The organism is Thermodesulfovibrionales bacterium (assembly GCA_026417875.1).
In the GTDB taxonomy this organism is placed as follows: Bacteria; Nitrospirota; Thermodesulfovibrionia; order Thermodesulfovibrionales; family CALJEL01; genus CALJEL01.
In genome coordinates this window covers 13,771-38,738 of sequence record JAOACK010000013.1, presented here as the reverse complement: position 1 = coordinate 38,738, position 24,968 = coordinate 13,771, and the positions used below count along the sequence as shown (strand labels likewise).

Here is a 24,968-nt window from a genome sequence, read left to right as displayed (position 1 = left end):
GTCTGGACCAATCTTAAACGATTTCTGTCAAGGGTTCTTACAACAAAATCTTTCTCTACCTCTTTTACAGTATCTATGAGAGGGATAGCAGTAATAACTCCATCGCAGTCCTTGAGTTCTTTCAGAGTATTTTTAAAGAGTTCTGCCTTTGCTACTGGTCTTGCAGCATCATGTATTACAACTGCCTCTGCGTCTGTTATAAGATTCAGGGCATGATATACAGAATCCTGTCTTTCTCTTCCACCGGGTGCTACTTTCTTAATCTTTTTATATCCCCTCTCTTCTATCAATTTTAATGCCCTTTCCATATCTGAATCCCTGAATACCGGAATTATCTCTGAGATCTCATCTATTTCTTCAAGGGTATCAAACACCCATGAAATAACAGGCCTTCCTCCAAGAAGAAGGAAGGCCTTTGAGACATTTCCGTACCTCCTGCCTGAACCGGCAGCAGGAACAATTGCAAATGTCTTCATCTTACCCTTGCCTCTTCCCGTTCATGCTCTTCAGCCACCCTTGTGAATATCATTCTTCCTGCTGTTGTCTGGAGCACGCTCGTGACAATTACATCAATATTTTTGCCAATAAATCTTCTGCCATTTTCAACAACAACCATTGTTCCGTCCTCGAGATAGGCAACTCCCTGATTGTATTCCTTTCCTTCCTTCATTATGAATACCTTCATGCTTTCACCCGGAAGCACCACAGGTCTCAGGGCATTGGCAAGTTCATTTATATTCAGTACAGGTACGCCCTGGACCTCGGCAACCTTGTTGAGATTAAAGTCATTTGTTATTACCTTTGCATTCAATGCCTTTGCAAGGGCTATTAATTTTGAATCAACTTCCTTAATGTTAGGAAAATCTTCCTCAACTATCCTGACCTCTACATTTGAGTTTTTCTGCATCCTGTGAAGTATATCAAGTCCTCTCCTTCCACGTGCCCTTCTTAATGGATCATGGGAATCGGCAATGTGCTGCAGCTCTCTGAGGATAAACTGGGGTACTATGAAGACACCCTCAATAAATCCTGCATCGCATATGTCAGCTATCCTTCCATCAATAATAACAGAGGTATCAAGTATCTTGAGGTTTTCACCCGCTGTCTGTCCCTGAAGGAGTTTTATTATGCTCTGGAATTTAAGAGCCTTTCCCCTGATAGCACCTATTAAAAGGCCGAGATAGCCAAAAAAGAGAAGCGAGATAGCCTTAATAAATCCGTAATCTTCAGGTACAATGTCCTTAAAAGGATAACTTAAAAGAAAGCCAAAGAATGTACCTGCAGCAAGGCCTATCAGGGCACCGAAGAATCTTCCGAGTAGAAGTTTTCTTGAGAGTGTCTCTATCAAAATAATTAATACTCCAATACCAAGACCTATAAGTGCATAAATTTTATTTCCCTGGCCAAGACCAGCTATATAGCCTGCTAAAGTGGCTCCGATTACAATGAGCAGTCTTAAAATCATCTCTTTCACCTCCTTTCTCTTGGGTCTTATTTAAGAACGGCATAAAATTTCTTACCGCCTCTATTTACGTAAAGCAATATTTCCTGGGTCTTAAGCCTGGAGAGTATCTGTTTAAACTCCCCGAGGGATTTTACCTGTTTCTGTTCTATCTCTTCTATAACATCGCCTCTTCTCAGTCCTGCCATGTCAGCAGGTGAACCTGGTTCAATTCTTGCAATTACTATCCCCTTTGAATCAGGACTGAGGCCGAGCTGTGCTGCAATATCTCTTGAAAGTTCAAAGACATCCATTCCTGAAAAGGCATCTCTTTTTTCAGGAATCCTGCCCCTGAAACTTCTGTTTTCCTGAGAGGGCATTACCTGTTCTTCAATTATTAGCTCTGCATCCCGGTAAGAAGCATCCCTGAAAAATTTCAACTTAACCTTTTTGCCCGGGGATGTTCCGGCAACCATGTTTCTGAAGGATCCCACATCACTGACCTTTTTACCGTTAAATTCAGTAATAATATCTCCTTTTCTGAGGCCAGCCCTTTCAGCAGGACTATCTTTTACAATTCCGTTTATCAGAACACCCTCAAGTCTATCAAAATTAAATTTTTGAGCCAGCTCTGGTGTGATATCCTGAATGTTTACCCCAAGCCATCCTCTTTTTATCTTTCCCTCTTTTATTAACTGGTCAAAGACAGCCTTTGCCATATTGCTCGGAACCGCGAAACCTATTCCCTGATAACCTCCGCTTCTTGAGAATATGGCTGTATTTATTCCCACTATCTCACCCTTAATATTTACGAGTGGACCACCAGAATTTCCAGGGTTAATTGCAGCATCTGTCTGGATGAAATCCTCATAATCGGCTATTCCAACATTCGCCCTTCCTTTTGCACTTACTATACCAAGAGTAACCGTATTGCTCAATCCAAAGGGATTACCAATACTCAGAACAAATTCACCAACCCTCAGTTCATCAGAATCTCCCCATGGTGCCACTGGAAGACCTTTTGCCTCAATCTTTATTATGGCAAGGTCTGTTTTAGGGTCTGCACCTATGAGTTTTCCCTGAAAACTCCTTTTGTCCGGAAGTGTAACCCTTATATCTTCAGCATCCTCAATTACGTGATTGTTTGTTATTATGTATCCATCCTGAGATACAGTTACGCCTGAGCCAAAGCTCTGCTCAGACCACCTTGAAGGGGCTTCTCCGTTTCCCTGCGGAAAAAATAAATCAAAAAAATCTTCCTCTCCGGAGACAGTTCTTGTTACAGAGATATTCACTACAGATGGCGAGACAGACCTTACAACCTCTGCAAAAGCCAGTTCTGTCTCAAGTATTTTTTCTGAAACAAGTGGTGTCCCAGGCCTGAAGGCGCTATCCCTTTCCGGAAGGTAAAAGTAGAGAAATACACCCAATAATGTAAGTAGCAGGAAAAAGATAATATATTTTACTTTCTTCATCCTTTATTTTAACATGAAGTAATCCCAATGGGTTAGGGGTATAAAAGGTGAACTCTAAAGAGGTTACTTAAGGATAATACGTTTTTCCTGTGACCGTGACAGTGACTACTGCTTTCCAGCAGGACTTTCCTTAAGTTTCTGTTTTTCTTCTGATGTAATATCCTTCTGAAATTTACAATTTTCATTAATGCACTGGAGTATTTTTTTACTGTTCTGGTTTTTTATTACAAGAAAGGATGCTCCACAGTCAGGACAGGGTTCGCTTACAGGTCTATGCCAGGTCGCAAATTTACATTCTGGATAATGACTGCAGCTCCAGAATGTCCTTCCCTTCTTTGTCCTTCTTTCAATGAGTTCTCCGTCATCAAGGGGACATTTTATGCCAGAGGAGATAGGTTTTGTATTTTTACATTCAGGGTATCTTGAGCAGGCAAGGAATTTACCGTACCTACTTCTTTTAATAATCATTGGAGAACCACACTTATCACACATCTCTCCTGTCCCTGCAGCCTCCCCCTTTTCTTGAACTCTGTTTTCCTCTAAAGCTCTTGTGTTCTTGCATTTTGGGTATCCTGTGCAGGCTATGAATCTGCCATGTCTTCCCCACCTTATAACCATCGGAAGACCGCATTTTTCACAAAGTATATCTGTTGGAATATCCTGGGGTTTTATCTTCTGAAGATTCTTCAATGCCTCATCAAGGTCTTTTTTGAACGGTCCGTAGAAATCCTTCACCACTTTCAACCATTTGAGCCTGCCCTCTTCAATCTCGTCAAGTTCCTCTTCCATTTTTGCAGTGAATCCAACATCTATTAGTTCAGGAAATCTCTCAACAAGCAAGTCATTTACAAGGATACCGAGTTCAGATGGGATAAACCTTCCATCAACCTTTGTAACATATTTTCTTTCCTGTATTGTTGAAAGGATTGTCGCATAGGTGCTCGGTCTTCCTATACCCCTTTCCTCAAGGGTCTTTACAAGAGTTGCTTCTGTATAACGGGGTGGAGGCTGAGTGAAGTGCTGGGAGCCCTTGAGTTCAGAAAGATTAAGGCCTTTGCCCTCGGGTATATCGGGCAATTGAAGATCTTCCTCTGAATCATCATTTGTTATCTGTTCTTCACTCCCGGCTCTTAAAAATCCAGGGAATTTTATAACCGTTCCTGTTGTCCTGAATTCAGCTGAATCATCTATATCCCTTATGATGTAGGTGGTACTTTCAAGCTGAGCAGGAGCCATCTGACTTGCAATGAATCTATCCCATATAAGCTTGTAAAGGGCGTAGTGATCCTTGCTCAGGAATTTTTTTACCTTTTCAGGTGTTTTTTCTACATAGGTCGGTCTTATTGCTTCATGGGCCTCCTGTGCTCCTTTCTTGCTTTTATAATGGGGTGGTTCTGGAGGTAGATAGTCCTTTCCGAAATTCTCTTCAATATACTTTCTGGCCCATTGCTGTGCCTCTGGTGATACCCTTACAGAATCTGTTCTCATATAGGTTATAAGACCGATTGAACCTTCATCAGGTATTTCTATTCCCTCATAGAGTTGCTGGGCAATCAGCATGGTCTTCTTCGCAGTGAAACCAAGACGTTTTGCTGCTTCCTGCTGAAGTGTGCTTGTAATGAAGGGCGGAGGTGGGTTTCTTTTTCTTTTTTTTCGTTCCTGTTCTGCAAGGATATAGTTTTTCGCTCTAAGCTCTTCAATAAGAGCATCTGCTGTAGCCTTATCTTTTAAAAGAAAGTTTGTTTTGCCATCCTTTGCCCTTTCAATGACCAGCCTGTCTTTATATCTGTAAAGTTTTGCAGTAATTGAAACAGGATTTTCACTATCACCAGTATCAAATATCCCTTCAATTGTCCAGTATTCCTCAGGCTTAAAGGCCTCAATCTCCCTCTCTCTTTCAACAACAAGTCTTAAAGCTACGGACTGGACCCTTCCTGCACTCAATCCCCTTTTGACCTTTTTCCATAAAAGAGGGCTCAGACTGTAACCAACGAGTCTGTCAAGAATCCTTCTTGCCTGCTGGGCTTCCACTTTATTTATATCAAGAGAGCCGGGATTTTTGAATGCCTCTTTCACAGCCTTTTCAGTGATCTCATTGAATGTAACTCTGTAGACAGGTATTCCATCTTTGACCTCTTCAGCAATGTGCCAGGCAATAGCTTCACCCTCTCTATCGGGGTCAGTTGCTAGGAATATGGCCTTTTTATTTTTTGCATTTTTCTTTAGTTCTTTTACTATCTTTTCCTTTCCCGGAATGATTATGTACTTGGGTGTAAAGTTGTTCTCAACATCTACACCAAGCTCATTTTCAGGCAGGTCTTTTATGTGACCAATAGATGCAAAGACCTCGTAATCCTTGCCCAGTATCTTGTTAATTGTCTTTGCCTTGGCAGGAGATTCAACTACAACAAGGGATTTCATAGCCTTTCACCTCTTAATTCCATTCAGTGCCAGGTAATGGGTTTTCCGCCTTTAAAGAGCTGGGAAAGGATTATCTCACCGTCAATATCAAGCCTCTTCATTGCAATGGATGCAACAAGGGCTTTTATAACATCTATCTCCTCTTCATCTATAAGCTTTTCATCCTGTAGCCTTAGAAGCTCATCGGTCAGTAGCTCAAGTTCTGCCTCAATGCTGTCATAGTCCTTTGGCATTGTTATTTATTTCCTCCTTATGTTTTTCTGGGTGCATTCATGAAAACTTTAAGTATTAATATAAAATCTTTTTCCCTGCAACTGTTTTACCGCTCCTTTAAGCTCTAGTTCAAGAAGTAATGATGATACCTCTGAAACAGACCAGCCACTCTTTCTAACAATATGGTCAATATGGAGAGGCTCTGCCTCCAGCATTTTTATTATAGCCTTTTCTCTGTCGGAAAATTCAAGTTCTCCATGCTTTGCTGAGAAGGTTCCCCTGCAGTTGTTTCCTCGCTTGATTTGTAAACCTCTGAGTTTAGATCCAAATTCCTCTATTATATCCTCTATACAACTTACTGGTTTTGCTCCATTTTTTATGAGATTATTTGTACCCTCTGAGGTTTTTGAGAATATGCTACCAGGCACAGCAAAGACCTCCCTTCCCTGTTCAAGGGCATAGTTTGCTGTTATTAGAGCACCGCTTTCATTCTCTGCCTCAACTACTACTGTGCCCATGCTGAGACCACTTATGAGCCTGTTTCTTCTGGGAAAATTCTCTTTATCAGGTCTTGTGCCAGGAGGAAATTCACTTATTACAAAGCCATTATTGATAATCTTCTTTATGAGATCCTTATTTTCAGGAGGATAAATCCTGTCAAGACCTGATGCAAAGACGCCTGCAGTCCTTCCACCAGCTCTGAGAGCAACTGTATGGGCTATGGTATCTATTCCCCGTGCGAGCCCGCTGATGATGGTCATACCTATTTCAGAAAGCTCTCTGGAGAGCTTTTCGGCAACCCTTCTTCCATATTCACTGCATCTTCTTGAACCAACTATAGCTATGGCATATCTATCTCGTGATATAACCTTTCCATTCATATAAAGGACCAGAGGTGCATCCTGAAGGGTCTTCAGATTTTCTGGATAAAGATGGTTATCTTCAGATATTACTTCTATGCCGAGGAGCCTGCATCTTCTTAATATCTCTTCAGCCTTCTTCCAGTCATTGAAGTTTTTAATAGACCTGGCCCTTTCTCTACCAATACCATCAACCTCCAGAAGAGCGCTTTCGCTCTGCCTGAAGACCTCTTCTGCACTTCCGAAGGTACTTATTAATCTTCTGCCAATTATAGGACCAATGTCATTAATCAATGAAAGGGCAATTAGATAGATGAGTTCAGAGCTATCATGAGTTTTCTGCATCCTGGCCTCAATAATTAAGCAGGGATTCCTCTACTACGCAGGCTTCTTATCTTCAGCCTGAGGGCATTTAGTTTTATGAAGCCCTCTGCATCCTTCTGATCATAAACCATGTCCTTTTCAAAGGTTGCAAACTCCTGAGAATAAAGTGAAACAGGAGATTTCCTTCCGGTCACAATGCAGTTACCCTTATACAATTTCAATCTTGCAGTACCTGTCACATCCTGTGCTATCTCATCTATGAGTTTCTGGAGTGCTTCTCTTTCTGGAGAAAACCAGTATCCATAGTATACAAGTTCAGAGTATCTTGGAATAAGGGAGTCTCTTAGATGAAGGATCTCTCTATCAAGGGTAATCTGCTCAACAGCCCTCTTTGCTATATGGAGTACTGTGCCTCCAGGTGTTTCATAAACTCCTCTTGATTTAATTCCAACGTATCTGTTTTCCACTATATCTACTCTGCCTATGCCGTTTCTTCCAGCAATGATGTTCAATTCTCTCAGAAGCTCGAAAGCAGATAATCTCCTTCCATTTATTGCAACAGGATTGCCCTTTTCAAACTCTATCTCCACATATTCCGGTCTATCAGGTGCCCTTTCAGGAGGTGTTATCATAGTGTACATGTCATCAGGTGGTTCATTCCAGGGATCCTCAAGAATACCACCTTCATAGCTTATATGAAAGATATTTCTGTCTGTGCTGTAGGGCTTCTCCTTTGTAACAGGCACATCTATACCTTTTGATTTTGCATATTCAATTAGCTCGGTCCTTGACCTGAAGGGCCACTCCCTCCATGGTGCTATTACCTTTATATCTGGTTTCAGGGCATAGTAGGTGAGTTCAAATCTCACCTGGTCATTACCCTTTCCAGTTGCTCCATGGGCAACGGCATCTGCTTTCTCAATTAAAGCAATATCTATCTGTTTTTTCGCAATCAACGGTCTTGCTATGGATGTTCCAAGAAGATAGGCTCCCTCATATACTGCAGATGCCCTGAGCATGGGGAATATATAGTCTCTTACAAATTCTTCTTTGAGGTCTTCCACATAAGCCTTTGATGCTCCTGTCTTCAGAGCTTTGTACTTTATGGACTCAAGGTCTTCTTCCTGTCCTAAATCTGCACAGAAGGCTATGACCTCTGCTTTGTAAGTCTCCTTGAGCCAGGCGATTGCAACGGATGTATCAAGACCTCCTGAATAAGCAAGCACTATTTTCATCCAATACCTCCTTATTCCCAATCTTTGCTTGGGTATAAAACTTAATTAGTAAGGGCATAACTAAATCTCTATCTCGCCGGTGAATACCTCCTGCGCAGGACCGGTCATGAATACCCTTTTTATCTCTTCATCTTCTACAAGAAGTTCAATTATAAGTTCACCACCGGGAAGAATTATATTCTGCTTGAGCCCTCCAAGCCCTTTTAGCCTCATTGCCACTGCAACTGCAGAGGCACCGGTACCGCAGGCAAGGGTCTCTCCAGCACCCCTTTCCCAGACCCTTACCCTGAATGTATCAGGAGAATCTTTTCTTACAAATTCTACATTTATCCTTTTTGGAAAGAGGGGATGGTTTTCTATTAATGGTCCATAGGTATGAAGATCAAGAGTATCAAGGTCATTAACAGGTATAACTGCATGGGGGTTTCCCATTGATACACAGGTTATATGAAATATCCTGTCCTTTATCTTAAGAGGATAATCTATTAAAGGTTTCCTTTCTGCAATATTTACAGGTATTTCCTCAGGAATTAATCTCGGCATCCCCATATCAACCCTTACCAGATCATTTATCCTCTCAGGTCTAATAATTCCTGCAGGGGTCTCTATCTCGAGAGGAGATTTATCCGAAAGTCCTTTTTTCCATATATAGCTTGCAAGGCACCTTATGCCATTTCCACACATCTCCACCTCTGAGCCATCAGGATTAAATATCCTCATCCTGAAGTCAGCTTTTACAGAATCCTCCAGGATAAGGAGCTGGTCAGCTCCTATGCCAAAGCGTCTGTTGAGTAGAAAGGCCGCAAATTCTCTCAAGTCAATGGCCTTTAAAGCCCTAGCATCGATCAGGACAAAATCATTACCAAGTCCATGCATCTTTGAGAAATTTATCTTCACTTATATCTCACCCCTAATGAGATCCCTGTAGGTCTCCCTTTTCCTTATAAGGACTGCCTTTTTTCCATTTACCATAACCTCGGCTGCCCTTGGTCTTGAATTATAATTAGAGCTCATACTGAACCCGTAGGCACCGGCACTCATTATTGCAAGTAATTCTCCCTGCGATGTTACTTCTATCTCTCTGTCCCTTGCAAAGAAATCACCGGACTCACATATAGGGCCTACTATATCTGCGATAACCTTTTCTCTACTTTTTCTCTCAACTGGAACAATCTCATGATAGGCACCATAGAGTGTGGGCCTTATGAGGTCGTTCATGCCAGCATCAACAATAACAAAGTTCTTATCCTTAGTCCTTTTATTATATAGAACCTTTGTAACAAGAATTCCCGCATTCCCAACAATTGAACGACCTGGCTCAATTATAATGGTCAGGTCTTTTTCCTTAAGGAGCTTTTTCACCTCTTTTGCAAGTTCTGATGGATGGGGCGGTTCCTCCTCCTTATAAGGAATGCCCAGACCACCTCCTATGTCAATGTATTTTATCTTTATACCCCGTGATTCAAGCTCACCAGCAAGGGAGAGAATGCTTTTAAGGGCATCAATAAAGGGTCTTACCTCTGTAATCTGAGAACCTATATGCTTATGAATACCCTTTATATCAATATTTTTAAGTTCCCTGGCAAGGAGATAGTTTTCCAGTGCCTCTTCCATGGGTATGCCGAATTTGTGTTTTTTAAGACCTGTTGATATATAGGGATGGGTTTTTGCATCTATATCAGGATTAACCCTTAGAGCAACAGGAGCCTTTTTCTTCATAAGGCCTGCAATCCTGTTTATTTCTTTGAGCTCCTCTGAGCTTTCTACATTGAACATAAGAATGCCTGAATTTAGGGCATACCTTATCTCTTCCTCTGTCTTTCCTACACCAGCGTAAACAATCCTCTCTGGTTTAATGCCGGCTCGCAATGCCCTGAAGAGCTCACCACCTGAGATAACATCAGCACCACAGCCCATCCCTCCAAGGAGCCTAAGCACCGAGAGGTTAGAGTTTGCCTTTACTGCATAGCATATTATGTGTTTTAGGCCTTTAAATGCCTGCCTGTAGGCATTTATATGCCTTTCAATAGTCTTACGGCTGTAGACATAAAGGGGTGTGCCGAATTTTTCAGCCAGTTTTTTTACCGGAATCTCCTCAGCATAGAGTTCTGAACCCTTAAAGTGAAAGTAATGCATGAATTCCTCCAGACATTTAAAGGATTAAAGTAGATTTTTATTTTAACTTAAATGGCTGTAAAAGTATAGAGATATACACACGGTATATTGCCGGCAGGAAAAGAGACAGTTGTCTCAGAATCTATCCTTAAATTAAGGAACCAGACGAATCTTGTGATAAACCTATAAAATTTCTGAATACACTTTTGTATTCAATCAGAGTATTCTATTTTCTTTAGAGACTTTTTCTTGCTATGATGTTTAAGAAATGTTCTTATCAATGGAGGTAATTAATGAATAACCATGTCCTTGATATAAGGGGCCAGATATGTCCTGCCTGCCTTCTTACATATCTTAAGGAGCTTAACAATCAAAGGGACAGGCTCAAAAAAGGTGAGATAGAACTCGTAGTTCTTACAGACAGGATTGAATTCTCAAAAACAATCCCTAAGGCAGCTATAGCAATGGGTTATTCTGTAAATATAGAAAAAAGGGAAGGTTATTATGAGATAACAATTGGAAAAAGAAAATGACGGATTCTTGAAGTGTTTTCAAGTGCAAGCAGGTGAGGGTTAGGAATCTTTCAGAAAATCTTGAGAAAAGAAAAAGCAAAATTTAAATTGTGAATGTTATTTTTCTTCTGACCATTACCAGCCAACACCAATAAGGAATATAAAAATACATCCCTTTGGTAATCAATTGCTGTGCGAGCCTTGAAATAACCAATGCCTATTTTCACAGGTACATGCCCGAGAGCAACAAACTCAACAATAACACCATTATAAGTTCTATTAACTTGTTCATGCCAGTTTATCACCGAGTTTCTCATCAATGCTACCTTTAAATTGATTGCATATGCTTCCTCCTAGAAGGAAAGATAGTTATGATATTATAAGCAAAGAGGTGATATTAATGGATCTCCACTAAGAAATATCAAGGTTGGCTTATGAGTTTTATCTTAAGAGTGGGCGTATAAATAGTCATGCCCTTGATGACTTGCTTGATGAAGGATGGATAGTTCTCTCAAGACATCTGGCCAGGATATAGAGGAGGCTGAAGAAGGGATTACAGAAGAGTAAAAGATAGAGATAATAGAGATGCCGCAGATAGAAGAAGCAAGGGCAATAGTGATGGAGGAGATAGAACCTCCTGTAATTGAAAGAAAAAATAATAGTAAAGAGTCCATCAGGGAAAAAGGGATTAAAAGATGCCGCATAACTGTTGATTCCAGGCCAGCATTAAAAAATGACTTAATTCCGTCCTTGTGCTAAAATATAGACTATGCATAGGGGACTTTTTTTATTATGCTCTTTTTTTATAACTTTCTATTTTTCTTCTACCGGCATTGCCATTACCCTTGAGCAGGCACTTGAACTCGCAAGGCAGAATCTTCCTGAATACCGTTCAAGACTTTACGAGAAAGAGGCGAGCCTCTTTGAATACAGGGCAACGCTTTCTCCTTATCTTCCAAGTATCGATCTTTCATTTGCTGAGAGGCGATTTTATGTTGAACCAGAGGACTACAGGCTGAGAAGTCTTGAGCTCAGACTGAGTTATATACTCTATGACGGTGGTAAGAGATACAGTCAGAGGCTTTCATCAAGAAGCCTCTTAAATATTTCTGAGGAAAACCTTAGAGAGTCCCTTCTTAACCTTCATTATAATGTAAAACTCAGTTTTTATAATGCCCTCGCAAGAAGAGAGATCCTGATACAGCGCAAGAAACAGTTAGAGTATGCAGAGAAGGATTATGAGGTGGCAAAAGGGAGGTATGACCTTGGTATTGCAAGACTTTCTGATGTGCTTCAGGCATCTGTCAGGCTTGAGGAGGCAAGATACAGGCTCATAGAGGCAGAAGGTGAACTTAATAAGGCGCTTTCTGATCTTGGTTCTCTAATAGGCATATCAGTAAATGCAGATGAGATTGAAGGAGAGCTTGCCGAGCCTGCGACTATACCTGAGAAGAATATGCTCATCGAGCTTGCTATTAATTCACCTGAGCTTAAAAGAAAAGAATTTCAGAGGGACCTGAGTATCTCTGAACGAGCTGCTGTAAGGAGTGAGTTCCTTCCTCATCTTTTTCTTGATGCAACATACACGAAGAATTCTTCATCAGACTCAAGACTTTACCCTGATGAGGAAAAGATGGTGGGCCTGAGGCTAACCTTTAATATATTTGAACTTGGAAAGTATTTTAGATTGAGGGCAAGAGGCTCGTCAATCAGTGCAAGGGAGGAGGATATAAAGGAGGTTAAAAGAAATGTTGAGCTCAGACTTTCAAAATCCTATGAGGATCTGCTCACAGAGCTCAAAAGGCTTGATGTCTCGAGGGAACAGCTTAAATTTGCAGAGAAGAATTACGAGCAGGCACTGGGCGAATACAGAGTAGGGAAGGGAGATATTCTTTCCCTTATTCAGGCAGAATCCATTCTTGCAGATTCCATGGAAAAGGTAGTATTTTCAAAGCTCAATATATGGATTGCACTTATCAATCTCGAAAGAATTGCTGGAATAATGGAGTAAAGTCTATGAAGAAAAAAATTATTATCCTTTCTATTTTAATATTTAGCATTGCGATTATTTTTATCTACAGAACCTTTTTTTTTAAGGAAGACCTTAAGATCCTCGAGACAGCAACTGTTAAGAGAGGAGATATAAAAGGCATACTTGTCGAGACCGGTATTATCAAACCACAGGTTGGAGCTGTTGTAAAGATTGGCACCAGGGCAACAGGCACAGTAACGAAGCTCTATGTTCGGATTGGTGACAGGGTAAAGAAGGGACAGCTCATTGCAATAATTGATGACAGGGAGATAAAGGAGCAGATAGCCCAGTCAATGGCAGCTCTCAACCGTCAGGAAAATACACTCAGACAGATTGAGCTTACCTATCCTGAAAGGATCAGGGAGGCAAGGGCAAATTATGAGTATGCAAAGCTAAATTATGAAAGAGAACAGGAATTACTTAAGAGGGAATTCACAACAAAGGAATCTGTAGAAAGGGCAAAAAAGGAGTTTGAGATTGCAGAGGCAAGTTTAAAAAGACTTCAGGATGAATATGAGACCCAGCTCATCATAACCAGGGCATCAATAGAAGAGATAAAGGCTCAGATAAAACAGCTGGAGACTAGACTATCCTATACAAGGATATATTCTCCCATGGATGGCATTGTCTCAGATATCACCATCCAGGAAGGAGAGACAGTTGTTGCAGGTCTGCAGGTTGCAAATCTTATAACAGTCTTTGATCCGCTCAGTCTTGAGATGTGGATATATGTAGATGAGGCAGATATAGGAAGGGTGAAGATAGGTCAGGATGTAGAATTCTCAGTTGATACACTTCCTGACAAATACTTTTATGGCAGAATCGAAAATATATACCCACAGCCTGTTGTGAAGGACAACATTGTCTATTATCTTGCAATAGTAAAGGTATCAAGACAGGATGCCAGGTATCTCAGACCAGAGATGACAACCCATGTGAGGATCACCTTTGACGAGAGGAAGAACACCCTAGTTGTGCCAAATTCTGCAATAAAATTTGAAGAGGGAAGGCAGATTGTTTATAAAGTCACGGAGAAGGGTGTTGAAAAGGTCCCTGTAAAGATTGGCCTCAGGAATGAGGAGATTACGGAGATATTATCAGGCTTAAAGGAGAATGAGCGAGTTGCCACAAAACTTCTTTTGCCACCAAGGGCAAAACAGCAGCAGGTAAGATAGTATGACCCAGCAAGCCCTCTGCATCTTAACAGATATAAAAAAGACCTATCATGTGGGAGAGATTAACGTAGAGGTTCTCAAAGGCATCAATCTCGAGATAAACAGGGGAGAGTTTATAGCTGTAATGGGAGCCTCCGGCTCAGGAAAGACAACCCTTCTTAATATTATTGGATGTCTTGACAGACCGTCATCTGGAAGATATTTCCTGGCAGGTAAAGAGGTCTCATCACTAAGCGATGAGGAGCTTTCAGATATAAGGAACAGGCATATCGGATTTGTATTTCAGAATTTCTATCTTCTGCCCTATGCAACAGTTCTTGAGAATGTCCTTCTACCAACGCTTTACAGGAGTTCAGGCAATCCTCTTGATGCAAAGGAGATACTCAGGCTTGTAGGACTATCTGACAGAGCAAAGTTTAAGCCAAATCAGCTTTCAGGTGGTCAGCAGCAGAGGGTTGCCATTGCAAGAGCATTGATAAATGATCCTGATCTTTTACTTGCCGATGAGCCAACAGGACAGCTTGATAGCTCAACAGCAAAGGACATAATGACTATCCTTAAAGAATTAAATAATAGAGGGAAGACAATAATTCTTGTCACCCACGACAATAATATTGCTTCTTACGCAGAGAGGATAATCTATATGAAGGATGGATTGATTGTAGAAGAAATTTCCGCTTCTGTTTAATTCTTCTGTTATACCTGCCTTCTTGAATCACTAAACTGTCTTGTAGCGGCACTACTCAAACCCAGATCACGCACTCCTGCATGATTTCTCCATAACTATTGAATATCAATTGATAAACTCTATGTTAAAATATTGCATGTCTTACAGACCAGTAAATCTTAAGGGACTAAAGACTTACTCTATAAAAAAAAGAAAGAGTAAGGTTAGGAAGGAATTTCTTGCTACTCCTTATCAAAAGGGAGCATTCTTTAGGGAATTTGTCAGAGGCCTTCCAGATATCTTGCAGGCAAGGGCACTTAAGGAACTGGCAGAAACTATTGTAAGGTCAAGAAAAGAGGGCAGACCTGTTGTTCTGGGAATGGGTGCCCATGTAATCAAGGTGGGACTTTCTCCTATTATTAATGACCTTATTAACAAAGGAATAATTACAGCTATTGCAACAAATGGGGCGTGTGTGATTCATGACTTTGAGCTCAGCTATGCAGGTCATACATCAGAGGATGTTCACGAGGAAATAAAGACAGGTATGTTTGGGATGGCAGAGGAGACAGGTGCATTCTTGAACAGAGCAATAAAAAATGGGGCAAAAAAAGGAACAGGTATTGGAAGGGCAGTTGGAGAGTTTATTGAAAAGAAGAGATTTCCCTACAGAGAATTAAGTATATTCAGGACAGCCTATCTGAATGGTATTCCTGCAACAGTTCATGTTGCTATTGGCACAGATATAATTCATATGCATCCCTCTATGGATGGTGCTGCCACAGGGAAGGCAAGTCTTCTTGATTTCAGACTCTTTACTTCAGTAGTCTCTGACCTGGAAGGAGGAGTTTATATAAATCTCGGTTCAGCTGTCATAATGCCCGAGGTCTTTCTCAAGGCTCTCACAATTGCAAGAAATCTCGGTCACAGGGTAGAGAATATCACCACTGCCAATATGGATTTTATCCAGCATTATAGATCCAGAGAGAATGTGCTTGTACGACCCACGAGCCTTGGTGGCAGATATTATGCTATAACAGGCCATCACGAGATAATGTTCCCTCTGCTTGCTGCGATGATAATAGAAGAATTATAAATTCACTCTTAAGGAGGCTTTTAGATGACACCAATTGTAGATGAGGAGAAGTGTATTGGCTGTGGCACCTGTCAGGAGATATGCCCAGCTGTTTTTTTTGTTGATGAGACCACTGGAAAATCAAAGGTTATTGATCCTGATGGCTGCGATTACGCTGGATGCTGTGAAGCTGCAGCCGAAAACTGTCCTGTTGAGGCAATCACCATTGAGGAGTAAGGTTTATTTCGGCAATTTCTCATCGAGTGCAAACTTATATAAATCCCTGCACATCTGAAGTCTTTTTAAATAAACCTTTCTTGTGCTTTCATCCTCAAGTGATTCAATAACAGTTTTTAGTTTATCACATCTAGATATCAACTCCCTCAATTCATCAACACTGAGAGCCATTACATCTGCAGTCTTGGAACAGATATCCTCGTATTCCTTTTTCCAGTCCTGTGGCTGTAGTACAGCAGCATTTAAAAAAAGGATAATAGAAAGCGTCACAGAAAAAATAACTCTTATAATCCATTTATTCATCTTTCCTCCTGGTGACCCATGCCCGGGTGGCATCTCTTACAGTCGTTCATCGGAAAGGCTACCGTAAGATGACATACTCCGCAGAACTCTCCCTGAAGTATTCTGGCCATTGAGAAGTGTTTTGTTGTCTTTTTCTTTATATTAAAGATATCAGGATGGCACATGCTGCACTCAAGCCAGTCGTTATGAGGCCTGTGAGGAAAAACAGCAGCAGGTATATTGGACCATTCTGCTTCAAGGATAATCCTCTTATTAAAGGCAATTTCCTCAGGAGGCTTTATTTTGAGATAATGAACTGGCTTAATCAAACCCTCTCTTAGGGCTGCAACCCAGTCTATGCCATTGCCAAATTTTGTCCTGGGAAACTTTGCAAGTTCAGTGAATTTTTCTTTTCCATAATTTCGCTTTCCATTATGGCATTTTTCACAATCAGCTGGATTCTCATGACCGAAGAGGTCTTTACCATTGTGACAGGCTCCGCAGAACTTACCACTTCTGTTAAGAGCCTCAGTTATCTCTGTTGTGTTTGTCTTCATATTGAATTCAAGCTCAAAGTGGCAGACCCTGCATGTATATTTTCTCCTGTGAAGCCAGTGAGAAAAACTCACTGGCTTCACATTGTTTTTTTCTGAATTCCTGTTTATTAATATATTTCCATATTCCTCAGGCTGAGGAAGGGGTGGGAGGTCAAAATAAGCCTCCATAAACTTTGGAAGTACAAAGAGAATAAAAATAATGAATATTACTGAACCTGTTTTGTATGACATCTCTGACAGTCCAGAAGTGGAAAGGCTACAGAATTATGGCATACGCCACAGTATTTTCCCTGGAATATATCAACCATTGTATATTTCGTTGTTCCCTTCTTAACACCAAGGAATATCTCAGGATGGCATCCCTCACAACCGCTCCATACGGTATGCTTTTTGTGGGAAAAGATTATGTCAGGAAGACCGCTTACCTTTGATTCAATAGAGAAGTCCTTCGGGACCTGGAGCTCTGCCTTTTTTATTGAAACACCCTCGATAAAGTCTACTGGCTTTATAAGACCCATTGCCTCTGCTTTTTCCCAGTCCACACCGTTACCGAATCTCTCTTTTGGAAAATTCTCAGTGAATTTATAGAAATCATATTCCCTTTTTACTGTCTTGCCATAAGAATGGCAACGCTCGCATCTTTTGAAGTCGTCCTTTGTGGGATTTTTTGAACAGGCCTCAAAAACCTTTCTTCCATCAAACTCCATTCTTCCATTATGACAGGTTCCACAGTAGTATCCTTTCATGTTGTCAACAGCCTTGATCCCTGTACCTCCTGCCTTCATTGCAAAGGCAATATCCACATGGCAGAGTCTGCATGTAAATTTTGCACGATGAAGCCAGTGGTCAAACTCAACTGGAGCAAGACCAGCATTTTCAGAGTAGTTATTTATAATAGTTTTACCGTAATCATGAGGTAATGGTCTCTTCTTCTTCACACCTGTCTGGGCAAGGACAAATCCTCCAACAGCAATAAGAGAAAGAATAACTATAAATAAAAAAATCATCCTTTTCATCTCTGACCTCCTCTAGGATATCCTTTTTATTCAAAGCATAGTAAAAAAGGTTTCCTTTGTCAAGTATAACCAAAAATCAGAGATTGGCATGTATTTTCTTCATCTCTTCCTCCTGGATACCCAGCCTTGTCATCAGTTCGAGCACACAGGCCTCAAAAAATATAAGGGTTGATATCTCAAATAGTGAGCCCATTGGAGGGAGGGGTATACCCATAAGTTCCCTTGTAGTATAACCTGTAATATCTCTTGGTATGGCCTCTGAGGGAATCTGGACAATTATATCAGAAAGTCTTGCAAGCTCAGAGTTTCTGTCCCATGTTATTCCTGCTATTCTACCACCCAGCGACCTTGCAGCCTTTGCTGTCTCAACAACCCATGTGGTCTTTCCTGAGCCTGAAACTGCTATGAGGCCATCTCCCTTTCTCATTGCAGGTGTTATTGTCTCACCTACAATAAAGACCTTTTTCTTCAGATGAACGAGTCTCATACCAAAGGCCTTCGCAACAAGACCAGACCTGCCTGCTCCGATTATATAAAGCCTCGGAGCAGTTATTACAAATTCAATAAATTTATTAAACTCCTCTGAAGATATCTTCTCTGTTATATCCCCTATCTTTTTAAGGATAAAAGAATAATAGGACATTTTATCCTCCTGATAAGGCATCTCTTAAATTTTTTGCCGCCTCCAGGGGATTTTCCGCCTTTGTTACATAGCCACCTACAACGATGATATCAGGTCTAAATCTTATCAGGTCCTTAATGTCATCAGGTTTTATTCCTCCTGCTATTGAATAGGGATAATTTATGAGCCTTGCATATTCATCAAGGAATTCAGATGGTCTTCTGCCCTTTCTCTGTTCATCAAGGCCTGTATGGATACAAAAAAAGTCAGGCATGAGGTATTTTAATTCTCCAGCAAGTTTAATCATATCCTTTGCTCCTATTAGATCCACAATCACTTTCTTGCTACGCCTCCTTGTCTCAGAGATGGCCTCTCTCACTGTCTCAATCGATGCCTGTCCACAGACACTAATCATATCAGCTCCGGCATCAAATGCTATGCTTGCCTCCAGGGCGCCTGCATCCATTATCTTAAGGTCAGCAAAAATGATTTTTTTAGGAAATTCTTCTTTCAATCTTTTAACAATCTCTATACCCGAAGATTTTATAAGAGGTGTACCTGCCTCAAGGATATCAAAATATTTTTCTGCACTCCTTGCTATCTCAAGAGCCTTCTTAGGACTCACCAGGTCTATAGCAAGCTGTAGAAGGGGCATAATTAATGATATCACATTAGAACTCATAATAAATTTTGCTGGCAGGTTTCTGCCTGCTCAGCGAATCAGAAGATTTGTTATATGGATTGCAAAAGGCAATGTTATGAAGGAGAGAACAGTTGTCACTACGATCATAAAAGCTGATATAGATATATCAAGTCTAAATCTTGCTGCAATCAATAGGGAGAGTACCATTGTGGGCATGGCTCCTTCAATGAAGCAGGCAGCAAGGGCAATGTCTCTTAGCCCGAGCATATAAGCTGTAAAAAAGGATATAAAGGGAACTATAGTAAGCTTGATTACCACAGCAGGTATGATGGCACAGGTATGTTCAACCTTGGGGATAGTAAGAGCAAGTCCTATACTGAAGATCATGAGTGGCACAACAAGGTTTGCAAGCAGGTCAAGTGTTTTAAGTATAAAATCCGGTAGAGGAATCCCAGTAAAATTCAATATAATCCCTATCAGCATAGCCCATATCGGCGGTAGCGAAGCTATTGTTTTAAGGGATTCCCTGAACTCAAAACTTTTGTTTTCTCCATATTTTGAGGCTATAGTGCTTCCAACAAGCCATAGCAGGGGCGTTGATGCTAGAAGGTCATAAAATAATGCATACCTTGCAGCCTCCTGGCCGTAGAGCCCTGTAAGAACAGGAAGTCCGAGATAGGAGACATTGCCAAAGGCAGCAGAAATTATAAGTATACCTTTTTCGGATGGTTTTATGTGCAATCTTTGCTGAAGAAGTCTATAAACTCCAGTGGCAAGTAAGAGACTTGAGATTATAGTGAACCATGCACTGGCAGGAACAAGAATCAACTCCCTGTCAATTTTAGAACCGTATATTATCTTTATACAAAGAGCAGGCAGAAAAATGTTTAATACGGTAACATTAATTGACCGGCGAAGCAGATCAGCATCAAGTCCACCAATTTTATATCTCCTGAAAATAATACCTATCAGGATAATCAATCCGAAGGGAAGAAGTATGTTACTCATGCTTAAAAATTGTAAAGGGGAATAAATCCCTGGTCTTTATTTTTAGTATAGCTTTTAATATACTTACTTGACAGTTTCGCATTCCCAGAAAACCGTGAAAGGACATTTTTCCTTACAATATTTATGGTCCAATTTATTGAAAAGAAGTGTAATTGATTCTGCCTTTGATTTCAGGCATTTGTCCTGCTTTAGCATCGTCATTATGCTTGAATTATGCAGTACTTCCCGAACAGGTTTATGGACGTTGGCGATGTACAGTTCAATGTCCATCTTTCTTAATTCTCCTATTAGCTCTTTCATTTCATCTATTCCTGTTGCATCTATCCTGTTTACTGCCTCCATGTCTATCAGGACAAATTTCAGTCCATTCTTGCTCTCCTCAACCTTCTTCAGTATGTACTCTCTGATAAATTCAGCATTGGCGAAATAAATGGAAAATTCAGGTCTCAAATATAGTATCTGGGGACAGAAAGGAAGCCTGTTTGTCTCATAATCTTCGAAAATCTCTGTTTTAGGATTTCTTGTTAATATAGCTATGCGGGGAGTCATGGACTCCCAGAGGAAAAACAGCAGCGAGACCGCAATGCCTATAAATATAGCATAATCGGGTTTTGTAATAAAACAGAATGAGAATGTTATGAGAGCGATGATGCCATCATGTTTTGATGTCCTGTAGAGCTTTATAAACTGACTGTGTTTTATCAGCCCTGTTGCAGCATGCATAACAATTGCTGCAAGCGTTGCCTTCGGAAGATAATAAAATGTTGATGTGAAGAACAAAAGGACAGCAATAACAATTAAACCTGAAAAGATATTTGAAAGTCCGGTCTTGCCACCTGCCTGAAGATTAACGGCACTTCTGGAGAAGGAACCACTTACCGGATAGGATTTAAACAGTGAACCTATGATGTTTGCAGCTCCCTGTCCTATTAATTCCTGATTTATATCAACTGGCTCCCTTGTCCTGGAGGATATAGCCTTTGTAATCGCCATTGCCTCCATGAACCCAACTATTGCTATTACAAGGGCAGGTCCTATCAGGCGAGCAGTATGTTCAAAATCAACAAAGGTGAAAGATGGAGAGGGCAGACCCTTAGGCAGATCTCCTATAGTTTTTACCCCTGCTTCATTAAGATTCAATGCATAGACTAAAAGTGTTGTAATAACAGATGCAACCATTGCACCGGGAAAGCTATCATGAATCTTTTTACCTGCTATTATGATGGTAAATGCAAAAAGACCGACCGCTAATGTGTAGGTATTTGTATTGCTTATATTCTTTCCTATTTCCAGAAACATGGGAAGTATAAATTCACTTCCTTTTACGCTTATGCCCAGCAGATGCTGTATCTGTGTGGAGGCTATTATTATGGCAGCGGCATTTGTGAAACCCACTATAACAGGATGGGATACAAAGCGCATTATAAAGCCAAGCCTGAAGGCACCCATTAAAAACTGTATTAAACCCACAAGGAGGGCAAGGTTAATTGCCATATTTATGTATTCAGGTGTTCCAGGTTTTGCAAAGGGTATTATGGATGAAAATGTTAAGAGGCTTACCATTGCAACAGGTCCTGTTGCCAGGAGGCTCGCCCTTCCCCAGAGCGCAGCAACAACAGGTGGTATGGAGGCAGCATAGAGTCCGTATATAGGCGGAAGGCCTGCAATCATTGCATAGGACATTGACTGGGGAATTAATACAACAGAAATTGTTAAGCCCGCCAGAAAATCCTTTATTAGATTTTCTTTTCTGTAATCCTTGAGCCAAAATAAAAATGGGAAGATTTTGAAAATTAATTTCCTGATATTCTCATCCATACCTTTTCCTTTACTTCAAGCTTTAAAATATTTTATCAGAAAAGATTACTACCGTAGGATTCTTTTATCAGATAACTACCACAGCAACCATTACCCTTCAGTTAATTTTATGATATAATGCTCTATACTTGATACCCTTGAGATATATAATACTCTTAAAGAAGACCTTCCAGAGTCTGTGGCACTGAAACTTGCCAATATAATGGGCAGGGTATATACAGAGATAGCAAATACAGTTACCAAGGTTGAGTTCAATGACCTGAAAAATATTGTAGCTGAGCTTGCTGAGGCACAGAAGAGGACAGAAGAGGAGATAAGAGAACTTGTAGCTGAGCACAGAAAGACAAGGGAGCATCTTGGAGGTCTTCAGCACACTGTTGGTTATGTCCTTGAAGACAGGGCATATGTTGGTCTTCCAGCCCTTCTGGAGAAGGAGATGGGCATAAACTCCTTGAGCCTCTTAGAAGGGATTTTATAGAGTATTTTGGTGAAGGATATATTGAGGTGAATATAATTGGCCGTGGAAGAAAAAACGGCAGGAAGGTCTGGATTGTTGGAGAATGCAAATCCCAGATAAAGAAGAAGGATGTAGATGATTTTCTAAAACAGCTAAGAAAACTTGATGAGATAATAGAAGGAGAAAAAATCCCTCTTATTGTTACCTACCAGGCCTCACCAGATCTGAGGGAATATATCAAGAAAAAAGGACTAAGACTTTACTTCTCCTATCAATTCCCTCTCTGAGGTTCGGGAAATAAGAGTTCTCTATCCTTTAACCATGCTCTATCATTGGAGTAAATGGTATATCTTCCTTAATTCCTCTATGTGCCTGCCTTCTCCATGAAGCACCGGTACATTAAAAAACCATTTTACCTACCTGCTCGTACTGTCGCACTCAGGTTTGACATGCTGCCTTTTTCCTAGCAGTAATTCAGGCTTAAAAATAGCTTTACAGTTATTGATATAATTTAAATATGGGTAGATGCAGACTCTGCAATGTAACCTCACCTCTAATATCCGAGGAACTCTCTGTCTGTCTGAAGTGTATAAGGAATAATCCAGCTGAAGGTCTTTCTGTTGCAATGAATGCCCATAAAAGAAGCAGGAAAAGATTCGGCCTGCCTGAAGCTCCTCCCCGGGATCCAGCAGGGATACCATGCAATCTCTGCGTGAATGAGTGCATGATACCGGAGGGTGAGCTGGGTTACTGCGGTTTAAGAAGAAACGAAAAAGGAAGCCTTACCGGAGTAACTAAGGATGAAGGAAAACTTTCATGGTATCATGATCCCCTTCCGACAAACTGTGTAGGAGACTGGGTATGCGCTGGTGGCACTGGCTCAGGTTATCCGAGGTATGCTCACTCTCAGGGTCCTGAGTATGGATTTAATAATCTTGCAGTATTCTTTCATGCCTGTTCATTTAACTGTCTTTACTGTCAGAACTGGCATTTCAGGGAAGAGACACTGAGTCCTGAAACAAGAAAGGCAGAGGAGCTTTTATCAAGCATAAATTCAAGGACATCCTGCATATGTTATTTTGGAGGTGATCCCGCAGCCCAGCTGCCCTTTGCTATAAATGCCTCAAGGCTTGCACTAGAAAATAATAAAGGAATGATTTTGAGAATATGCTGGGAGACAAATGGCTCAATGAATAAGGCCCTCCTTAAAACCATGATTGATCTGTCCCTTCAGTCCGGCGGTTGCGTTAAATTTGACCTGAAGGCATGGGATGAGAATCTCCATATTGCCCTTACAGGAATTACAAACAGGCGGACCCTTGAAAATTTTGAAGAGGCATCAAGATGCATTCCTTTGCGACCAGAGCCACCACCTATCATTGCAAGTACACTACTTGTGCCAGGTTATATTGATGATAGGGAGATAAAAGATATCTCAAGATTCATTGCATCGTTAAATCCAGAGATTCCCTATAGCCTTCTAGCCTTTTATCCCCATTTTTACATGAAAGACCTTCCGCTGGTGAAAAAAGTAGATGCCTATAGATATTTAAAAATTGCCCAGGAGCAGGGCTTAAAGAATGTGAGAATCGGCAACATTCATCTTCTTACCTGAGTCATCATTCCGGTATGACAGAGTGCAAAGTCATATCTGAGAGGGTCATCAGGATCCAGCCTTTTTAAAACTTCTGTTATTTCTTTTGCCATCTTCATATCAGGTGTTTTCCTTTTTGTTAGGCCGAGTTTCAGGGCAATCCTTGCTATATGGACATCAAGTGGGATAATCAATTTATTTTTAGGAATGCCTTTCCATATGCCGAGGTCAACTTCATCCTTCCTCACCATCCATCTCAAGAAAAGATTCATTCTCTTACAGGCACTTCCATTTGATGGAAGGGGAAAAAGCTGTCTAACACCATTTGTAGTTTTTATAACACTAAGGCAATATCTTGAGAATGCCTCTATTGCTTTGGAGGTATCTTCATGATCAGCACTGTAAAAAGTATAAAAGGCATTTTCAACATTAATGTATTTTTTAAGTATTTTGTTCAGGATTTTTATAAGGTTAATTATGTCTTCTTCTTTCTGAAATCTGTAATAGATTCCTCTGAAAAGCCTTTTCTTTTCTGGCGAAAAATTAAGGATAAAATCATAGGGACTCCTTCCCATTATATTTAATATCCTCTCAATAACTGGCTTAAAGAGTTCAACCCTTCCGTATGCAAAGAGGGCTGACAGGAAACCTGCAACTTCTATATCCTCTTTTTCTCTGTATCTGTGAGGAAATTCTACAGGGTCATTGAGAAGCCGTTTTGGATAATCAAAGTTGTAGCAGACCTTTTCTAAAAAGTCTTTGAGATGATTCAGGTTCATAAATGAGTATAAAACTTGACATTTTTTGAGTCAATGTATTTAAATAAAATAAACCTCAATTAGCATTAAAGTTCTTTTAAAAGGAGGCTCAGGTGTACGCAATAATAGAGACCGGTGGACATCAGTTTAAGGTTTCTCCCAATATGACCATAAAGGTGGAGAAACTTGATGCAGAAAAGGCTCAGGAGATTACCATTGACAAGGTTCTTGCCATTTCGAAGGATAGCGGTGAGTTAATACTTGGAAAACCATATATTGAGGGTGCTTCAGTAAAGGCAGAGGTTATTGATACAAAAAAGGATAAAAAGATACTTGTTTTTAAAAAGATACCCAGAAAATATCACAAAAAATTGAGAGGTCACAGGCAGCTGTATACTTATATTAAAATCAAAGAGATAATAGGAGGTTAA

Annotated in this window: 28 protein-coding genes; 11 read left to right on the top strand and 17 right to left on the bottom strand. The window is 40.5% G+C overall.

Annotation, left to right across the window (positions count from 1 at the left end):
* The 9 genes from N2257_04110 to lysA all read right to left on the bottom strand — a co-directional run.
* Window positions 1–476 (bottom strand): 2-C-methyl-D-erythritol 4-phosphate cytidylyltransferase (locus N2257_04110; protein ID MCX7793578.1); only part of this gene is annotated, 476 nt, incomplete at its 3' end.
* The gene (locus N2257_04105) at window positions 473–1,465 is read right to left on the bottom strand and encodes a hypothetical protein (protein MCX7793577.1); all 993 of its coding nucleotides are present in this window, start codon (window positions 1,463–1,465) and stop codon (window positions 473–475) included. The genes N2257_04105 and N2257_04110, both read right to left, overlap by 4 nt.
* A 26-nt stretch (window positions 1,466–1,491) precedes the next feature.
* Entirely contained in the window at window positions 1,492–2,916 is a 1,425-nt protein-coding gene (locus N2257_04100) for a DegQ family serine endoprotease (protein MCX7793576.1), read from the bottom strand.
* 105 nt (window positions 2,917–3,021) lie between these two features.
* Window positions 3,022–5,337, bottom strand: coding sequence for a type I DNA topoisomerase (topA, locus tag N2257_04095; protein MCX7793575.1), 2,316 nt, complete (start codon window positions 5,335–5,337; stop codon window positions 3,022–3,024).
* Window positions 5,338–5,360: 23 nt separating this feature from the next.
* Window positions 5,361–5,570, bottom strand: coding sequence for a hypothetical protein (locus N2257_04090; GenBank protein ID MCX7793574.1), 210 nt, complete (start codon window positions 5,568–5,570; stop codon window positions 5,361–5,363).
* A gap of 48 nt (window positions 5,571–5,618) precedes the next feature.
* Complete coding sequence (gene dprA / locus N2257_04085) at window positions 5,619–6,755, bottom strand: DNA-processing protein DprA (GenBank protein MCX7793573.1); 1,137 nt, start codon at window positions 6,753–6,755, stop codon at window positions 5,619–5,621.
* 14 nt (window positions 6,756–6,769) lie between these two features.
* Window positions 6,770–7,969, bottom strand: a complete 1,200-nt coding sequence (locus tag N2257_04080) for an argininosuccinate synthase (GenBank protein MCX7793572.1) — start codon at window positions 7,967–7,969, stop codon at window positions 6,770–6,772.
* A gap of 60 nt (window positions 7,970–8,029) precedes the next feature.
* Window positions 8,030–8,866 (bottom strand): diaminopimelate epimerase, encoded by an 837-nt coding sequence (gene dapF, locus N2257_04075; protein ID MCX7793571.1) that lies wholly within the window; start codon window positions 8,864–8,866, stop codon window positions 8,030–8,032.
* Window positions 8,867–10,105 (bottom strand): diaminopimelate decarboxylase, encoded by a 1,239-nt coding sequence (gene lysA, locus N2257_04070; GenBank protein ID MCX7793570.1) that lies wholly within the window; start codon window positions 10,103–10,105, stop codon window positions 8,867–8,869. It abuts the gene before it with no gap.
* A gap of 272 nt (window positions 10,106–10,377) precedes the next feature.
* Between lysA and N2257_04065 the strand changes: the two genes are divergently transcribed.
* The 7 genes from N2257_04065 (at window position 10,378) to N2257_04035 (ending at window position 15,782) form a co-directional block, all read left to right on the top strand.
* On the top strand, window positions 10,378–10,617 hold the full coding sequence (locus N2257_04065) for a sulfurtransferase TusA family protein (protein MCX7793569.1): 240 nt from the start codon (window positions 10,378–10,380) through the stop codon (window positions 10,615–10,617).
* 564 nt (window positions 10,618–11,181) lie between these two features.
* Entirely contained in the window at window positions 11,182–11,355 is a 174-nt protein-coding gene (locus N2257_04060; GenBank protein MCX7793568.1) for a hypothetical protein, read from the top strand.
* 10 nt (window positions 11,356–11,365) lie between these two features.
* Entirely contained in the window at window positions 11,366–12,607 is a 1,242-nt protein-coding gene (locus N2257_04055) for a TolC family protein (protein ID MCX7793567.1), read from the top strand.
* Between the two features lie 5 nt (window positions 12,608–12,612).
* Complete coding sequence (locus tag N2257_04050; GenBank protein MCX7793566.1) at window positions 12,613–13,803, top strand: efflux RND transporter periplasmic adaptor subunit; 1,191 nt, start codon at window positions 12,613–12,615, stop codon at window positions 13,801–13,803.
* Between the two features lies 1 nt (window position 13,804).
* Window positions 13,805–14,491 carry an ABC transporter ATP-binding protein gene (locus N2257_04045; GenBank protein MCX7793565.1) on the top strand — a complete coding sequence of 229 codons (687 nt, stop codon included), beginning with the start codon at window positions 13,805–13,807 and terminating at the stop codon, window positions 14,489–14,491.
* Between the two features lie 136 nt (window positions 14,492–14,627).
* Window positions 14,628–15,566 carry a deoxyhypusine synthase family protein gene (locus N2257_04040; protein ID MCX7793564.1) on the top strand — a complete coding sequence of 313 codons (939 nt, stop codon included), beginning with the start codon at window positions 14,628–14,630 and terminating at the stop codon, window positions 15,564–15,566.
* 24 nt (window positions 15,567–15,590) lie between these two features.
* The gene (locus tag N2257_04035; protein ID MCX7793563.1) at window positions 15,591–15,782 is read left to right on the top strand and encodes a ferredoxin; all 192 of its coding nucleotides are present in this window, start codon (window positions 15,591–15,593) and stop codon (window positions 15,780–15,782) included.
* A 3-nt stretch (window positions 15,783–15,785) separates the two neighbouring features.
* Here the strand turns inward: N2257_04035 and N2257_04030 are convergent, their stop codons facing one another.
* The 7 genes from N2257_04030 to sulP all read right to left on the bottom strand — a co-directional run bounded on the left by N2257_04030 (window position 15,786) and on the right by sulP (window position 21,728).
* Complete coding sequence (locus N2257_04030; protein ID MCX7793562.1) at window positions 15,786–16,085, bottom strand: hypothetical protein; 300 nt, start codon at window positions 16,083–16,085, stop codon at window positions 15,786–15,788.
* Window positions 16,082–16,852 carry a hypothetical protein gene (locus N2257_04025; protein MCX7793561.1) on the bottom strand — a complete coding sequence of 257 codons (771 nt, stop codon included), beginning with the start codon at window positions 16,850–16,852 and terminating at the stop codon, window positions 16,082–16,084. The genes N2257_04030 and N2257_04025 overlap by 4 nt, the downstream gene beginning before the upstream one ends.
* Complete coding sequence (locus tag N2257_04020; protein MCX7793560.1) at window positions 16,828–17,637, bottom strand: hypothetical protein; 810 nt, start codon at window positions 17,635–17,637, stop codon at window positions 16,828–16,830. The genes N2257_04025 and N2257_04020 overlap by 25 nt, the downstream gene beginning before the upstream one ends.
* Before the next feature lie 76 nt (window positions 17,638–17,713).
* A complete protein-coding gene (locus N2257_04015; protein ID MCX7793559.1) occupies window positions 17,714–18,280 on the bottom strand; it encodes an SIS domain-containing protein in 567 nt (188 codons plus the stop codon).
* Window position 18,281: 1 nt separating this feature from the next.
* Window positions 18,282–18,914 (bottom strand): orotidine 5'-phosphate decarboxylase, encoded by a 633-nt coding sequence (locus tag N2257_04010; protein MCX7793558.1) that lies wholly within the window; start codon window positions 18,912–18,914, stop codon window positions 18,282–18,284.
* A gap of 57 nt (window positions 18,915–18,971) precedes the next feature.
* A complete protein-coding gene (locus N2257_04005) occupies window positions 18,972–19,910 on the bottom strand; it encodes an AEC family transporter (protein ID MCX7793557.1) in 939 nt (312 codons plus the stop codon).
* Between the two features lie 63 nt (window positions 19,911–19,973).
* On the bottom strand, window positions 19,974–21,728 hold the full coding sequence (gene sulP / locus N2257_04000; GenBank protein MCX7793556.1) for a sulfate permease: 1,755 nt from the start codon (window positions 21,726–21,728) through the stop codon (window positions 19,974–19,976).
* 178 nt (window positions 21,729–21,906) lie between these two features.
* Here sulP and N2257_03995 point away from each other — a divergent pair, with 178 nt between their 5' ends.
* The 3 genes from N2257_03995 to N2257_03985 all read left to right on the top strand — a co-directional run bounded on the left by N2257_03995 (window position 21,907) and on the right by N2257_03985 (window position 23,800).
* Window positions 21,907–22,206, top strand: a complete 300-nt coding sequence (locus tag N2257_03995; protein ID MCX7793555.1) for a hypothetical protein — start codon at window positions 21,907–21,909, stop codon at window positions 22,204–22,206.
* 26 nt (window positions 22,207–22,232) lie between these two features.
* Window positions 22,233–22,472: a hypothetical protein gene (locus N2257_03990; GenBank protein ID MCX7793554.1), complete on the top strand. Its 240-nt coding sequence runs from the start codon at window positions 22,233–22,235 to the stop codon at window positions 22,470–22,472.
* A 230-nt stretch (window positions 22,473–22,702) separates the two neighbouring features.
* The gene (locus tag N2257_03985) at window positions 22,703–23,800 is read left to right on the top strand and encodes a radical SAM protein (GenBank protein ID MCX7793553.1); all 1,098 of its coding nucleotides are present in this window, start codon (window positions 22,703–22,705) and stop codon (window positions 23,798–23,800) included.
* On the opposite strand, the gene N2257_03980 is transcribed toward N2257_03985, so the two are convergent.
* Window positions 23,785–24,558: a TIGR02757 family protein gene (locus tag N2257_03980; protein MCX7793552.1), complete on the bottom strand. Its 774-nt coding sequence runs from the start codon at window positions 24,556–24,558 to the stop codon at window positions 23,785–23,787. The genes N2257_03985 and N2257_03980 overlap by 16 nt on opposite strands.
* A 92-nt stretch (window positions 24,559–24,650) precedes the next feature.
* Here N2257_03980 and rplU point away from each other — a divergent pair, with 92 nt between their 5' ends.
* Window positions 24,651–24,968, top strand: a complete 318-nt coding sequence (gene rplU / locus N2257_03975; GenBank protein MCX7793551.1) for a 50S ribosomal protein L21 — start codon at window positions 24,651–24,653, stop codon at window positions 24,966–24,968.